Raw genomic sequence first — 15,796 nt, forward strand, 5'->3', positions numbered from 1 at the left:
GAAAGAGAGGACCTTAGCATGAAGAAAAAAGGTAATTTTAGAAAAGTAGTATCTGGCTTGCTGGCAGGCATGACAATGCTTAGTACAGTGTTATCTCCGATGACTGCATATGCAGCGGAGATCCAACCAGAGGAAAAACCTCCACTTTATGAGGAAGTGAAAGACCTTCTGGATGAAGATGAGGTGGTGACTGCCAAAGATTATGAAATTGAAACAGGCAGTGTATTTGATGTGAAATCAGATTACACGGGACTGGAAATCAAGGATGATAACAAGGTCAAAGTGACATTTGAGGAAGCAAAGAATGACAAGAATGAGGATTTTACGACAGATCATGTGGACACTTACAAAGCGGTCTATTATGTGGAACCGGTAAATCAGGAGCATCCGAAGTACCAGATCAGCCGAAAACTGATTGTGCGTGATAAAGAAACAGAAGTACAGACAGAGGCGGCAGGGAGTGAAGCAGTGACTGAGTCCGAAACAGCTGGCAGTGAACAGCAGACAGAAGAAGCGGAGGAGTCAGAATCAGACTCGGAGATTACCGATATTGGCGCTGATGAATTTGATGATTTAGTAGAGCAGGCACAGAATCAGGATACCTATGATGAAGAATCAGGGTTAGAGCTTCATGATGTTTTGGAACAGGCAGGAGACGAAGGTGTGGATCTTGATGCTATGGAAGAGGGAGAGATTGCAACATTTGAAGCAGTTTCAGCTTATTCAGCAAGAAGTACACAGCAGGTAACAATTGAAAAAGGACCACTGTATAGATATGCAGATTATAATCTTGGAACCTATCTGACAGAGCCGTACTATATCAGCTACGGAAACGTCAGAGCAATTGCGTATTGTGTACAGCCAGCTAAGCCAGGACCTGGATCTGGAAATTATACAATTACAAAGATTGGAGACAATCAGGCGTTAGCAAAAGTGTGTTATTACGGCACAGATGCCGCAGGGAGCGAAAGCTTTTTTGCGAATAAACACACGGATTTTTCAGAAGGAAAAAGATTCATCATCATTCACATGGCTGCATCATATGCCAACGGAAGCAGTGATGCATTTTACGGAACCAATGCTACAGGAGAGGCTTTGGCAAAAGAACTCTATAATTATTGTGTGAATAAGCCGGAAATACCAGATGTAGCGATGTCATTTTCAAAGCCGGATGTAAAAGCTTATGTAGATAGAAATGTTCAGAGAACGGAGAACATTAAGTTCAACGCATCTTCCCAGCAGAAAATCACAATGGACTTACCAAAAGGAGTAAAGCTCCATAATGTATCTACTGGAACCGTAAGTGCGGCAGGTGCAAGCGTAACAATTGGAGGAGGAACCACGTTTTATCTCTCAGCTCCTCTGACACAGACAAGAGATGTAAGTGATACTTTTTCTGCAAAAATGAAGGGAAGTATTACAAAAGATTATTCAGCATATAAATTGACTACGAATGCAAGTGTTCAGGATCTGGCATTTGTATTTGGAGAAGGTGTTGCTGATGAAAAATATGTAAGCTTAAAGGTCTCATGGATTGAACAGGCTACGATCGAAATCGTAAAGAAAGACGATACAGCGAATGTCAATCTTGCAGGTGCAGTATTTGGCGTTTACAGCGATGAGGCTTGTACAAAGCTGATCACTCAGATGCCTGCAACAGATAAGAATGGAAAATCCTCTGTTACGATTATCAAGACACAGGATACCGTTTATCTGAAAGAAATCACAGCACCACAGGGATATGTAGTAAATGCAACGGCAACAAATGTAAAACTGGTAGCAAGTAAGACCTCAGCTGTAACCGTGGAAAATAAGGAGCAGCTTGCAGAGCTTACTGTTTATAAAGAAGGTCAGGTGCTTACCGGAGCAGAAGTCAGTGAGAGTGGAACCGTATTCCATTATGAGAACCGCAGACAAAAAAATGCTGTTTACAACGTGTATGCCGGAGCAGATATTGTGACTGCGTATGGTACAAAAGTGTACAGCAAAGGTGATCTGGTGAAAGAAAATCTGACAACAGGTGAGAATGGCTCTGTTACCCTGAAGAATCTCCATCTAGGAACTTATGTGGTAAAAGAAGCAAAAGCACCGGACAACTTCTATAATGGCGGCGAAGAAAAGACAGTGACGCTGACTTATGCCGGACAGAATAAAGAAGTTGTATTTGCGGATGTCACCTTCAACAATGAGCGTCAGAAAGCAGAAGTCACTGTAGTAAAACAGGATAAAGATACAAAGAAACCGCTGGAAGGTGGTATTTTCGCCCTGTATGCGGCAGACGATATCAAAAATGCAGATGGTGTAGTTGTTGTAAAGAAAGGCACCCTGATTGAGAAAGCCACTACCGGTGAGGATGGAAAGGCAAAATTCACAGCAGATCTGCCTATCAATCATTCCTATTCCGTAAAAGAAGACCAGGCACCAGAAGGCTATGTAAGAAATACAGAAGACGTGTATACGTTCAAGTTCTCTTACACCAATGATAAAGAAGCAACCGTATCTTTCGCCCATACCTTCAGCAATGACCGTGTGACAGCAAAAATCAATTTATTCAAAGTTGATAAAGAAACAGGAAAAGCCGTTCCGCAGGGCGATGCAACACTGAAAGGTGCAGTCTACGGATTATATGCCCGTGAAGATATCGTGCATCCGGATGGAGCAACCGGTGTGATTTATAAAGCAGGGGAACAGGTGGCTTCTCTTACAACGGATGAAAAAGGACAGGCTTCTGTAGATGGCTTATATCTTGGCAAATATTACGTCAAGGAGATCACACCACCGACCGGATACCTGGCAGATACAGAAGAACATGATCTTGAATGTAGTTATGAAGGTGATATGACTGCAGAAGTAAAAAGAGAATGCATTTCCAGTGAACAGGTGATCAAGCAGCCGTTCCAGATTATCAAAGCAGCCAACAATGGAAAGACCGATGCAGATCTGTTATCCGGAGCCGGATTTACAGTTTATCTGAAATCTTCCCTTACAAAGAAAGCAGATGGAAGCTATGATTTTGATTCTGCTAAACCAGTAGTGAGTGGAGAAAACGGAGCTACTGAGATTTTTACAGATGAAAAAGGTTATGCCTGCAGTATTCCATTACCATTTGGAAGCTATATTGTCCGTGAAACAACAACACCACACAATTACAAGCCAGTCGATGATTTTGAAGTGAATATCACAGAGAACCATCCGAATGAGCCACAGATCTGGCGTGTGCTTCTGGACAAAGAGTTCAAGGCAAAATTGAAAATTGTGAAAAAAGACGATGAAACAAAGAAATCAGTCCTGATTGCAGGAACAGAATTTAAGGTATATGACCTGGATAACAAAAAATATGTGGAGCAGGTAACTACTTATCCTGTGACAACCACACACAAGTCCTATTTTACAGACAGTCAGGGTTATCTGATCATGCCAAAGAACCTGAAAATCGGACATTACCGGATTGAGGAAGTCAACGCACCGGAAGGGTACACAATCAACAAGAATTATATGGAGATTGCTGTTGATGCAAACACTGCTTATCAGATGGATTCAGAAAGCGGCGATGCCATTATCACAGTTGATTACGAGAATCATCCGGTAAAAGGAAAGCTGACGATCTATAAAAAAGGTGAGATGCTGAGTGGATTCAAAAAGGATTTTGTTTATGAAGAAAAATATCTGAAAGGTGCAGAGTTTAACGTCTATGCAGCGGAAAATATCTACACACCGGATTATCAGAAAGATGAAAATGGAAACAGACAGCTGATTTATGCAAAAGATGCTCTGGTAACAACGGTAACGACCGGGGAAGACGGAAAAGCAGTTGCAGATAACCTGCCGCTTGGTTCTTACTATGTGGTAGAAAAAACAGCACCGGAAGGATTTGTTCTGAACCATGACAGATCGGATGTAGCATTTGTCTATGCAGATCAGGATACACCTGTGATCGAACAGGAAGTGACTGTTGGTGATGACAGACAGAAAGTTGCAATCCAGGTAGAAAAACAGGATGCAGAAAACGGAGCAACGGTAGAAGGTGCAGTCTTTGGCATTTATAACAAAGATGATATCAAAGCAGAAGGCAAAGTCATTGTCAACGCTGATACCCTGTTACAGGAAATGACTTCTGATAAAGATGGAATTGCTTCCTGTACGCTGGATCTGCCACTCGGACAGTATTATGTAAAAGAGTTAAAGGCACCGGCAGGATTCGTTTCTTCCGATGAAGTTCTGAATCTGGATGCTTCTTATCAGGGACAGGACGTGAAGACAGTAAAACTGAAAACAGTGAAGAAGAATCAGCCGACAACGGTTGAAATTACAAAATCAGATGTGACAACAGGTGTGGAACTGGATGGAGCAAAACTCACCGTTCTTGATAGAGAGGGGAATGTCGTAGATCAGTGGACTTCTGTAAAAGACCAGCCACATGTGATTAAACGACTGACCGTTGGGGAGGAATATACCCTTCGTGAAGAAATCGCACCGTATGGATATCTGAAAGCAACGGATGTGAAGTTCACACTGGAAGATACCGCAGAGATTCAGAAGGTAGAGATGAAAGATGAAGTGCCGACAGGACTTTTAATCATCAACAAAAATGGAGAATTTTTGGATAAAGTGACACTTCTGGACAATGTAAAAGGCACTGTGGAGCATCTCTTCGAATATGTAACCGGAAGCCTTACAGATGTGACTTTCGATGTATTTGCTGCGGAAGATATCAAAGCGGCAGATGGTGTCAGCAAAGATTATTACAAAGCAGATGAAAAAGTAGGAACTATTACTACAGATTCCAATGGTATTGCACAGATGGATAATCTCCCGGCAGGCAAATACTATGTGAAAGAAGTTAAAACTGCCCATGGCTATGTATTGGATGGAGAACCGAGATATGTTGATCTTTCCTACCGTGATCAGGACACACCGGTAATCACTTATGATGAAAAATGGCAGAATACCCGTCAGAAAGTAAAGGTTACTGTTCTGAAGAAAGAAAAAGATACAGACCGTGTTCTTGCAGGCGGCGTCTTCGGCCTTTATACCAGTGAAGATATCAAAAATGTAAACGGAGATGTGTTGCTTGAGAAAGATTCCCTCATCGAGCAGAAAGCAACCGATGAGAAAGGACAGATCACTTTTGCGGCAGATCTTCCAGTAGATGGAAAATATTATGTAAAAGAGAACAGTGCACCGGACGGATTTGTGACAACGGAAGAAGTGCAGGAGTTTACCTTTGAATATGCCGGAGAAGATCAGGCAGAAGTAAGCTATGATTTTACGTTTGAAAATCAGCCGACCACAGTGGAACTGACAAAAACAGACCTGACCACAGGCAAAGAACTTCCAGGTGCACACCTGAAAGTGACGGATGCAGATGGAAATGTTGTGGATGAATGGACTTCTACAGAAGAATCTCATGTGATCAAAGAACTTGTTGTAGGTAATGAGTATACCATGACGGAAACAAAACCGGCAGACGGATATGTTACTGCAGAGAGCATTACCTTTACGGTTGAGAATACAGCTGAGATTCAGAAGCATGAGATGAAAGATGATGTGACCAAGGTTCAGATCAGCAAGACAGATATCACAGGAGATACAGAGATTCCTGGTGCAAAACTAACGATTCTTGATAAGGACGATCAGGTAGTAGAGAGCTGGACTTCCACAGAGGAGGCACACTATATTGAAAAACTGCCAATTGGTAGATACACCTTACGAGAGGAACAGGCACCAAAAGGATATCTTTTGACATCGGATGTGACATTTGAGGTGAAGGATACTGGAGAAATCCAGAAAGTGGTTATGAAAGATGATACTGCCAAGGGAAAAGTCATTCTCAATAAGACAGATAAATCATCTGGGGAACCGCTGAAAGGAGTAGAATTTGAATTCCGTGACAGCAAAGGAAAGGTCCTGGAAACCTTAAAAACAGATGCTGCCGGTCATGCCGAGAGTAAGCTGTATGAGATTGCCGCATTCAAGAACGGCAAATATGATACAGCAATCAAGTATTATCTGGTGGAGACAAAAACACTGGATGGATACACACTGGATCAGACCAAGCATGAAGTGACATTTGCCTACGCAGACGACAGTACGCCGGTTGTAGAAGTTACTTTCAATCTGACAAATGAGAAACCGGAAGTTCCGGAAACACCAAGCACACCAGATGTGCCGCAGTCCCATGAAGAGACGAAGGTATCAGATGCACCGAAGACAGGAGATAACACAAATATCTGGCTGCCGATTCTGCTTCTGCTTATCTCTACCGGAGGCATGGCAGGACTTTATATCAGCAGAAAGAAAATCAGAAAACAGTAATCCTCAGTAAAGGGGGCCCTGAATCAGGGCTCCCTTTAAAATACAAAAATTCACAGAAAGGGACAGAAAAATATGATGAAAACAATGGAAAAGAGACAGGAAGCAAGAAAGAACCAGGAGAGAACTTTAAAAAGAATGATGGCTTATCAGAAAAAAGCCGAGCAGATGGTCAGCAGGAAAAGAATGAACCATCACATGATCAGAAAGGGGTAAAAGCGTATGATGAACAGAAAAGAATTTTATGAATATGTCAAAGATAATGTAAAAGACTATTTGCCGGATTCATATCAGAATGGAGAAATCCGTATTGAAGAAGTTGCAAAAAATAATGGATTAAGGTTGACTGGCATTTCAATTCCACAGGGTGATCAAAGAGCTGTGCCGATGGTATATCTGGATTCTCTTTATATGGAATATGTCAATGGAAAAAATCTGGATTCCTGTGTGGGTGATGTGGCAGATATGCGTATTGAAGTGCAGGACAAAGCGGCATTTATCAATATGGGTCTTCCGGATATTTTGGATTATGAAAAAATGAAGGACAAATTACAGGTGAGAATCTGTGACCGGGAATGGAATGAAGAACGCCTGGCTGATAAAGTTGTTACCGAACATGGAGATTTTGCAGCATATTACGCAGTGAATGTGGAAGAAAACGAGGGAGGAATTGGTAGTATTCCGGTTACTGTCAATCTTATGAATGAATGGGGTGTGACAGCAGAACAAATCCAGGCAGATGCAGTGGCGGCAGACAGAAATCGTGGTGTTGTTTTGATGGACATGAATGAAATGATAAAATCCATGATTTTTGGTGAAGAAGCAGAAAATCTTTTGAATGAAAAACTGAATGTTGAAGCAATGGAAAATCCAATGTTCTGTCTTTCAAATGCACAAAAAATGAATGGTGCATCACTGTTACTGCAGGAAGATATTCGTAAGCAGATCGGTGAATGCCTGGGAAGTGATTATTTTGTTCTTCCCTCTTCAATTCATGAGGTGCTGATTCTTCCTGATAACGGAATGTTTGAAGTACCGGAATTAAATGCCATGGTACAGGAAGTCAATGAGACGCAGGTAGAGAGGCAGGAACAGCTTTCGGATAAGGTTCAGTTCTGTGATGGAAAGACAGCAGTTATGGAAAATGCCGAACGCAGGGAAGCACGTCTGGAGAAAGAAAAAGCAGCAGAAAAAGCAACTGGGAGAACAGAAGCAAAAGGTGGAATCCATGGAAAACTGGAGAAAGCCAAGGCGGAGATCAAAGCAAAAGGGACAGATACAATCCCAAAGAATAGGGCGAAAGACCTTGCCTCAGTATTATAACGAGAAATAACGATGATTTTGAGGGGACTGTGTGAGCAGTCCCTAATTTTATGAAGATGGAGGAGAAAAGAATATGGACTGGTGTTTATATGGTGATGATAAAAGAAAGGAAATGGATAGAGATTTAAAACCGGAATATCTTTTGGATGACTTACGGAGATATCAGGATGTATTTGGTGAAGAATTTGGTGTAAAAGAGCTTCTTATGCTGGAGGATATCCGGGTAAAGGCTATGATTGCCGGAGCACTTGCAGATATGCCGGAATTTCTTATTGATCAGATTGGAAAAGCAAGTAACAGTAGTAATTTTCCTTCTATGACAAGGGCAATGGAACGGATTGCCGATGTTGTAGAAGAAAAGTGGGAAGAAGAAAGGGAGTAACAGATGGCAAATAAATTATATGCAATGGAACTTCTGACGGAGGAAGTGGCAAAGGATGTTGCTGCCAATCCGCAGGAATGGATGCGGTTTCTAAATACTGCATCCAGGCTGTACCGGTACACTTTTCCGGAACAGCTCTTGATCTATGCACAGCGTCCGGGAGCAACAGCCGTGGCATCCATGGAAATCTGGAACCAGAAGATGTACCGATGGATTAAAAAGGGGTCTAAAGGAATTGCCCTGATAGATAACACATCCGGACCAAAAACGAAACTCCGATATGTTTTTGATGTGCAGGATACTTATAAGGTAAAAAATCTGGGCAGAGATCCGCAGTTATGGAATCTTAATCCAGAAGGAGAACAACTGGTGGCAGATTATCTGCAGGAGCGGCTGGCACTGGAAGCAACAGAGGGAGGATTAGCAGAGGTTCTTCACCAGGCGGCAGAAGAAAGTGTGCAGGCCTGGTTGCCGGATGCTTTCGACGAACTGCAAATGGATGTAGCCGGCACTTTTCTGGAAGATCTGGATGAACAGAATCAGAAAGTGGAGTTCCGGGAACTGATGACAAACAGTGTCTGGTATGTGTTACTGAACCGATGCGGACTGGATGTGCAGGAATATCTTGATGCAGAGGATTTTCGTCATATTACAGATTTTAACCAGTTAAAGGTTATTGGACACCTTGGAAGTTCTGTGAATGAGATCAGCAGACCGGTATTGATGCAGATTGGACGATATGTGTTGAATGACTTGGAAAAAGATCTGAAAACGGTTGCAAAAGAAAAAGAAGTAGCTTATAATGAATTTAACACGTTAATTCGTGAAAGTAAAACAAGGAACACAGAAGATAGAGGAGAAAATAAGGAGGAAACAGAGCATGAGAGAGATCACTTACAGCCAGAATGGAGAGTACCAGATTCCGGATATCAGTCTGGAGGAGACGAGAGGAACGATCGGGAAGTACGGATTGATGAGGAAAGAGTATCTGAGAAACCACAAAGTAGCCAGATTCAACATTCTGACCTTACAGAACCGTCTGGACAGTCATCTGATGGAAATCGACAGCCAGGCAAGGCAGAGAGTAGACAACCTGATGTCAGAACTTCTGGAGAAAAACCCGGCACCGGACAAAATGGCAGACGGGATGGCATGGACCAGACACATGAACCAGATCAAAGCACAGGCAGAGGAACTGGTAATTCAGGAGATTATTTACAATTAAGTCTGTTCCCGACAGAAGAGGAACAGTTAGGAGAAATAAGGAAAGCGGCAGCTGCATTAGAACAGCCAGCCGCTTTTCTTATTTCTGATGAAGTAGTAGATGATATTCTCCGCACGGGAAGTGGACAGAAAAATACACTGTTTCATATTACGGCAAGACTGATTGAAGGTCTGGATAATGAAGAAATGCAGAACTTCCTGAAGGAGGAATATGAAACAGGTGGAAAAGGATTTACCATAGATGGACAGAAAATCAGTATCTGGTATGACAATGATGGTATCCGTATCCGACGGGGAGATTCCGCCAGAAGAAACTTTGATCGCATGGTTACGTGGGAAGAAGCGGCGGACAGAATCCGGGATATGTATGAGGATAGAAGTTACGTGGATAATCTGATTTCCAATAACGCCATTGAACAGGAGCAGGAAGAAATGACCAATCTTCTTGCACTCCATTTTCGGGATACCAGCAGAAACCGGGAGGAGCAGCAATCATATTCGGATTGGCAGGATGTCGTGCGGGAAGCTTGGACAGATTCAGCGGAAGCAGATGCAATTGCCCATCGCTTTGAATGGCTGCAGAAAGATATGGATGAGAATCCAGAAGATTATCGCAGGTGGGAGATTCAGCATAATCCGGAATATTTCCAGCGTTTTCAGGATCTCCAGAGGGAGCGTTCCTGGGTAGACCAGAAATTTACGGTCGAACGTCCGGCCCTTTCCTTTATCACACAGGATGAGATAGATGCAGTCCTTAGAAGAGGCGGGATCACTGCCGGAGGACGGAATCGGATCTATGAGTATTTCATGGAACATCACGATATAAAGGATGCAGCTGAGTTTCTGAAAAATGAGTATGGTACAGGTGGAGCAGCACCTGGGATACCGGGAGCGTATGAATCCGATGCTTCCCATGATGCGAAAGGATTAAAACTTGCGAAAGGGAAGATTGGCAGTCCAGATGTAGAAGTTCTATTAAAGTGGAATAAGGTTGCAGAACGTGTCCGTCAGCTGATTCGCACCGATGATTTCTTATCACCGGAAGAACTGGAAAAGTATGAAGAACGGCAGGAAGCACAGAGACAGGCGGATCTGGAAGGAGCTCAGCAGGCTTTGGAAGTGGAGCAGGAAGGCTCTGATCAGCAGGAAATACGAGAGGAAAATCAGGAACCGTCGGAAGTTGAGACACAACCGGAAGCAGTAGAAGATGCAGAAAAAAAGGAAGATATAACACCAGAACAGTCTGATATTTCAGCAACAAACTTCCATATCACAGATGATGAACTGGGACAGGGAACACCAAAGGAAAAGTTCCGTGCTAATATCATGGCAATCCAGCTTTTAAAGAAATGCGAGGAAGAAAACCGCAATGCCACACCAGACGAACAGGAGATTTTATCCCGATATGTAGGCTGGGGAGGTCTTGCTGATGCTTTCGATGAAACAAAATCCGCATGGGAGACGGAATATCTGGAATTAAAGACAGTCCTTACACCGGAAGAATATGCAGCAGCCAGAGCTTCTACCTTAAATGCCCATTACACACAGCCAATCGTGATTGAAAGTATGTATCAGGCGTTGGAAAATCTGGGATTTACAAAAGGAAATATCCTGGAGCCATCCATGGGTGTTGGTAACTTCTTTGGAATGCTTCCTGAGAAGCTGAACCAGTCAAAACTCTATGGTGTGGAACTGGACAGTATCAGCGGTAGAATTGCAAAACTGCTTTACCCAGATGCCAATATCCAGATTAAAGGTTTTGAGAAGACAGATTATCCGAATGATTTCTTCGATGTGGCAATCGGAAATGTGCCATTTGGAGCTTATAAAGTGAATGACAGGCAATATGACCGCTATAATTTTATGATTCACGATTATTTTCTGGCAAAGACAATCGACCAGTTGCGTCCGGGTGGTGTGGCAGCTTTGATCACAACAAAAGGAACCATGGATAAAGCATCACCGGAAGTCCGAAAGTATCTGGCAGAACGTGCCGATCTCCTTGGAGCCATCCGCCTGCCGAACACAGCATTCAAAGCAAATGCAGGAACGGAAGTCAGTGCAGATATTTTATTCTTCCAGAAGCGTGACAGCATGACAAAAGAGATGCCGGAGTGGGTGAATCTTGGAAGTGATGCCAATGGAATTACGGTCAATCAGTATTTTGCAGACCATCCGGAAATGATTCTGGGTGAGATGAAAGAGGTATCCGGTCCGTATGGTATGGAAACAACCTGTATGCCGATAGAAGGTGCTGATCTTGAAGTCCAGCTTGCAGAAGCTGTCAGGAATATTCATGGAAATATGGCACCTGCAGTTGATGTGGATGCAGAACTGGATGATGTACCAGAGAGTATCCCGGCAGATCCGAATGTTCGTAATTACAGTTATGCGGTTGTAGATGATCAGGTATATTACCGTGTTAACTCTCTGATGAATCAGGTAAAGATGCCTGCCGCTACTGCAGAACGTGTAAAAGGTATGGTGGAGATCCGAGACACGGTGCGTGAACTGATTGCCATGCAGATGGAAGAATCCGTAACAGATGAAGAAATTCACAAACAGCAGGAGAAATTGAATCAAGTATATGATGCTTACACAGCAAAGTATGGAGTCATCGGAAGTAATGCAAACAAGCGGGCGTTTTCTGATGACGCTTCTTATTGTCTGTTGTGTTCTCTGGAAGACCTGAACGAAGATGGAACATTGAAGCGAAAAGCAGACATGTTTACGAAACGAACCATCAAAAAGGCAGTGGCGGTAACCAGTGTGGAAACTGCGACAGAAGCCTTAGCATTATCATTGAATGAAAGAGCAAAGGTGGATCTGTCCTATATGGCACAGCTGACAGGAAAGACAGAAGAAAAAATCACGGAGGAACTGGTTGGAGTTATATTTAAGAACCCACTGACAGACCAGTGGGAGAGTGGAGATGAGTATTTATCTGGAAATGTCAGGGAGAAGTTAAACACAGCAAGAACCTTTGCAGAGAATCACCCGGAATTCACACCGAATGTCCGTGCATTGGAAGCAGTTCAGCCAAGAGAACTGGAAGCATCTGAAATCGAAGTAAGGATTGGAGCAACCTGGATTGAACCATCGGATTATCAGGACTTTATGAGGGAACTGCTTCATACTCCGTGGTATCTTGCACAGAAGGAGATACAGGTAAAATATTCTGAGGTGAATGGTGAGTGGCGGATTACCGGGAAAAATGCAGACAGTCCAAGAAATGCGTTTGCCTATGCAACGTATGGAACCGAGAGGGCAAATGCTTACCGGATTCTGGAAGATACACTGAATCTGAAAGATGTTCGTATCTATGATAAGAGTGTCAATGAAAATGGGGATGAGATTCGTGTCCTCAATAAAAAAGAAACTATGCTGGCATCACAGAAACAGGATGCCATGAAACCTTGATAGGAAACATTTTTCAAAGATTCAGTGTGATCAGAATTATCATCCAAAGAAAAAGACAGTAATGGCACTCTGTATTGCACTTCAGCTTGATCTGGAACAGTCAAGAGATTTACTTGCCAGAGCGGACTGGGCATTTAGTCCAAGCAGTAAGGTGGATCTGATCGTGCAGAAGGCTATTATAGATAAGCAGTATGATATTATGCAGCTGAATGTAACATTGTTTAAGTATACGAATGAAATTCTTGGAGTATAGGAGAAAATATTCATGAGTAGAGAGACAGATATAAAACTTTTAATGGACAATTGGGAAGAAAAACATAAAAATAATGGATATAAGCGTTTTATCAGAGATGGTATAGTGTGTGAAGAAAAATGGGAAGCACAGCATACACCAAGAGTATGTTATTTCTTAAAGGAAGCATACACTTCTAATGAAAATGGTTATAATCTGGTAGAAGATTTGCATGATTGTGAACGTCCATGGACTATGTGGAGAAAGGTAGCAATATGGACACAGGCAATATATAATGCATTTAACGATAATATCTGTGAGTATGACGATGAAGTATTACGTTCTAAGGAAAAAGAAATCATAGACCGTATTGCAGTGGTCAATGTGAAAAAAAGCAATGGCGGAAGCGAATCTGAATATGAAGATTTGAAAAAATACGCACTTGAAGACAGGCTGGAAATAAAGCGTGAATTGGAAATTATACAACCGGATATCATTGTATGTGGGAATAATCTCAGTCTATTGAAACTTGTATTAGGGGAAGAATTACAGAATGATGATACATGGGATAATATGTTGGCGCTTTGGAAGGATACATTGGTGCTTGATTATTATCACCCTGCTGTGCATTATCCTAATCGGGTTAATTATTATGCTTTAATGGCAATTTGCGATGTGGCAAGAAAAAAATATGGTACGCCAGTATGGTCAGAACAAAATGAAAAATATTAGAGAAATTAGTGTCGGTGCAATATTGTACCGGCATTTTTATTTTCTGAAAGTGTCGCCCAAACAGCGACCATATGAAGATGCCTTTTAATTATACTCATATTGTAACAGAGAAAGAGAGGTGCCGGAGTAATCCGGGAATTGGAGGCATATATGTACGGAGCAATTTTAGGAGATATTATAGGAAGTCCGTTTGAGTTTGACAGAGGTGATAAAACAAAGAATTTTGATTTGTTTAGTGAAGGCTGTGGCTTTACAGATGATTCTGTTATGACAATAGCAGTTGGAGAAGCTCTCCTGGCAGTCGGACCGGAAGCAGCAGTAAAGAAAATTGAAGATGCGGTAGCATCCAATATGCAGGATTGGGGAAAAAGATATCCACATGCAGGCTATGGTGGAAGCTTCAGACATTGGCTTAAAGAAAATAATCCGAAGCCATACGGAAGCTATGGAAATGGTTCAGCCATGAGAGTGTCAGCAGTAGGCTGGCTTTATGATTCGATGGAAAGAACCAGAGAGGTAGCTAGAGCTACAGCGAATGTGACACATAATCATCCAGAAGGTATAAAGGGTGCAGAGTCAACTGCAAGTGCAATATATATGGCAAGGAATGGATCTTCAAAAGAAGAAATCAAAACTTATATCGAGAGGGAATTTCATTATGATCTGAGTAGAACATTGGATAATATCCGAACCTACTACCATCATGTTGAAAGCTGTCAGGAAACAGTACCAGAGGCAATCATCGCATTTCTGGAATCCAAAGATTTTGAGGATGCCATACGGAATGCAGTATCACTTGGTGGAGATACGGATACGCTTGGTGCTATTACAGGAAGTATTGCAGAAGCATTTTATGGGATCCCAGCTGTGCTGATTGCAGAGTGTAAAAGCCGGATTGATAAGGGACTGATGACGGATGTTCTTGATGAATTTGATCATGTACTTGGCAGGAGCGTGGATACTTATTCAGATGAAGTGGATGAGACACAGGCAAATCAGATGATTGAGGCAGCAATCGACCAGTATTATATTCAGCAGGATAAAAATGGAATGCTGTTATTTATGGAAGTTATGGTAACAAGAATGCAGCAGGCAGGAGAAGTTATTGTTCCATATATCACGGAAAATCCTTTTATGTCGGAAGAACAGATAAGTAAAGTAAAGGCTGGTGACACGATTTCGCTTGACCATGATGTAAGACTTAAAATAGAGACTGTAAAAGATTTTGATGAAAAAGAATGGATTGGAGTATTTACATCTTCTGAAGAGATGCATAAGGGTTCTGCTGGAAATGTGCAGATGAATCAGTCTATTGAATCAATACTTCGTCTGGCACTTAATTGGGAACAGGTGAATGGAATTGTGATTAATCCGTTTGGTAAGTATATTCAGATGACAAAGAAGATGATAGAGCTTTTAATCAATGGGTATGAATATAATGAGAATGAAAGGAAGAGCAAAGATGATGAGAACAATTAAAGTTACAGGAAAAGGGAAAATAGCAGTAAAGCCGGATAAAATCCGGTTATATGTCAACAAGGAAGAACTTTGCAAAGAATATGAAGATACTCTCCGAAGGTCAACAGAAGATACAGAGCTTCTCAAGGATTTGTTTGAGAAACTTGGTTTTCAGAGAAAAGACCTTAAAACAGTATATTTTAATGTCGATACAGAATATGAAAGCTATCAGGACAGAGATAAGAGCTGGAAGCGAAGATTTAAAGGTTATAAGTATAATCACCATATGAAAATAGAGTTTGCAGCTGATAATAAAAGATTAGGGCAAGTCCTTTACGCTTTGGCTCATAGCTCATTAAGGCCAGAGTTTTCTATTGAGTATACAGTGGCAGATGTAGAAAAATGTAAAAATGAGCTGTTACATAAAGCAATCGAGGATTCCATTCAAAAGGCACAGGTGCTTACAACAGCAGCAAATGTGAAATTGGGTGAAATACAGGCAATTGATTATTCTTGGGGAGAGATAGATTTTGTAACAAAGCCATTGAATGAAATGAGATTAATGGAGTGTACGGAATGTGAAATGAGTGCACCGGGAGCATATGATATAGATATTGAGGCAGACGATATTAATGTTATTGATACGGCAACTGTAATATGGGAAATTGCATAAAGAGGAAGATATAAATAGATTAGACGAAAAGCAAGAGGCA

8 protein-coding genes and 1 pseudogene are annotated in these 15,796 nt (G+C 41.9%); all 9 read left to right on the plus strand.

Annotated features, from left to right (window positions below):
- Positions 1 to 18: 18 nt before the first annotated feature.
- The 9 genes and pseudogenes from OCV70_RS07705 (at position 19) to OCV70_RS07745 (ending at position 15,756) form a co-directional block, all read left to right on the plus strand.
- Positions 19 to 6,315 carry a SpaA isopeptide-forming pilin-related protein gene (locus OCV70_RS07705; protein ID WP_262579497.1) on the plus strand — a complete coding sequence of 2,099 codons (6,297 nt, stop codon included), beginning with the start codon at positions 19 to 21 and terminating at the stop codon, positions 6,313 to 6,315.
- A gap of 72 nt (positions 6,316 to 6,387) precedes the next feature.
- Positions 6,388 to 6,528, plus strand: coding sequence for a hypothetical protein (locus OCV70_RS07710; RefSeq protein ID WP_164651566.1), 141 nt, complete (start codon positions 6,388 to 6,390; stop codon positions 6,526 to 6,528).
- Positions 6,529 to 6,534: 6 nt separating this feature from the next.
- The gene (locus tag OCV70_RS07715) at positions 6,535 to 7,635 is read left to right on the plus strand and encodes a DUF5688 family protein (RefSeq protein WP_026648906.1); all 1,101 of its coding nucleotides are present in this window, start codon (positions 6,535 to 6,537) and stop codon (positions 7,633 to 7,635) included.
- A 73-nt stretch (positions 7,636 to 7,708) separates the two neighbouring features.
- On the plus strand, positions 7,709 to 8,017 hold the full coding sequence (locus OCV70_RS07720; RefSeq protein WP_026648905.1) for a hypothetical protein: 309 nt from the start codon (positions 7,709 to 7,711) through the stop codon (positions 8,015 to 8,017).
- A gap of 2,472 nt (positions 8,018 to 10,489) precedes the next feature.
- A pseudogene (locus OCV70_RS20145) lies at positions 10,490 to 12,655 on the plus strand (N-6 DNA methylase); the annotation flags it as partial.
- Between the two features lie 67 nt (positions 12,656 to 12,722).
- The gene (locus OCV70_RS07730) at positions 12,723 to 12,914 is read left to right on the plus strand and encodes a hypothetical protein (RefSeq protein WP_262579502.1); all 192 of its coding nucleotides are present in this window, start codon (positions 12,723 to 12,725) and stop codon (positions 12,912 to 12,914) included.
- 12 nt (positions 12,915 to 12,926) lie between these two features.
- Entirely contained in the window at positions 12,927 to 13,625 is a 699-nt protein-coding gene (locus OCV70_RS07735) for a hypothetical protein (RefSeq protein WP_049946888.1), read from the plus strand.
- Between the two features lie 150 nt (positions 13,626 to 13,775).
- Entirely contained in the window at positions 13,776 to 15,104 is a 1,329-nt protein-coding gene (locus tag OCV70_RS07740) for an ADP-ribosylglycohydrolase family protein (protein ID WP_262579504.1), read from the plus strand.
- Complete coding sequence (locus OCV70_RS07745) at positions 15,088 to 15,756, plus strand: SIMPL domain-containing protein (RefSeq protein ID WP_114001570.1); 669 nt, start codon at positions 15,088 to 15,090, stop codon at positions 15,754 to 15,756. The genes OCV70_RS07740 and OCV70_RS07745 overlap by 17 nt, the downstream gene beginning before the upstream one ends.
- Positions 15,757 to 15,796 lie beyond the last annotated feature (40 nt).

Source organism: Blautia acetigignens, from assembly GCF_025566865.1.
GTDB classification, from domain to species: Bacteria; Bacillota; Clostridia; order Lachnospirales; family Lachnospiraceae; genus Blautia_A; species Blautia_A acetigignens.

What these genes read in the sequence shown, in the direction of transcription:
- OCV70_RS07705 (WP_262579497.1), top strand. Translation starts at nt 19, where the DNA reads ATGAAGAAAAAAGGTAATTTTAGAAAAGTAGTATCTGGCTTGCTGGCA.
- OCV70_RS07745 (WP_114001570.1), top strand. Translation starts at nt 15,088, where the DNA reads ATGATGAGAACAATTAAAGTTACAGGAAAAGGGAAAATAGCAGTAAAG.
- OCV70_RS07720 (WP_026648905.1), top strand. Translation starts at nt 7,709, where the DNA reads ATGGACTGGTGTTTATATGGTGATGATAAAAGAAAGGAAATGGATAGA.
- OCV70_RS07730 (WP_262579502.1), top strand. Translation starts at nt 12,723, where the DNA reads ATGGCACTCTGTATTGCACTTCAGCTTGATCTGGAACAGTCAAGAGAT.
- OCV70_RS07715 (WP_026648906.1), top strand. Translation starts at nt 6,535, where the DNA reads ATGATGAACAGAAAAGAATTTTATGAATATGTCAAAGATAATGTAAAA.
- OCV70_RS07735 (WP_049946888.1), top strand. Translation starts at nt 12,927, where the DNA reads ATGAGTAGAGAGACAGATATAAAACTTTTAATGGACAATTGGGAAGAA.
- OCV70_RS07710 (WP_164651566.1), top strand. Translation starts at nt 6,388, where the DNA reads ATGATGAAAACAATGGAAAAGAGACAGGAAGCAAGAAAGAACCAGGAG.
- OCV70_RS07740 (WP_262579504.1), top strand. Translation starts at nt 13,776, where the DNA reads ATGTACGGAGCAATTTTAGGAGATATTATAGGAAGTCCGTTTGAGTTT.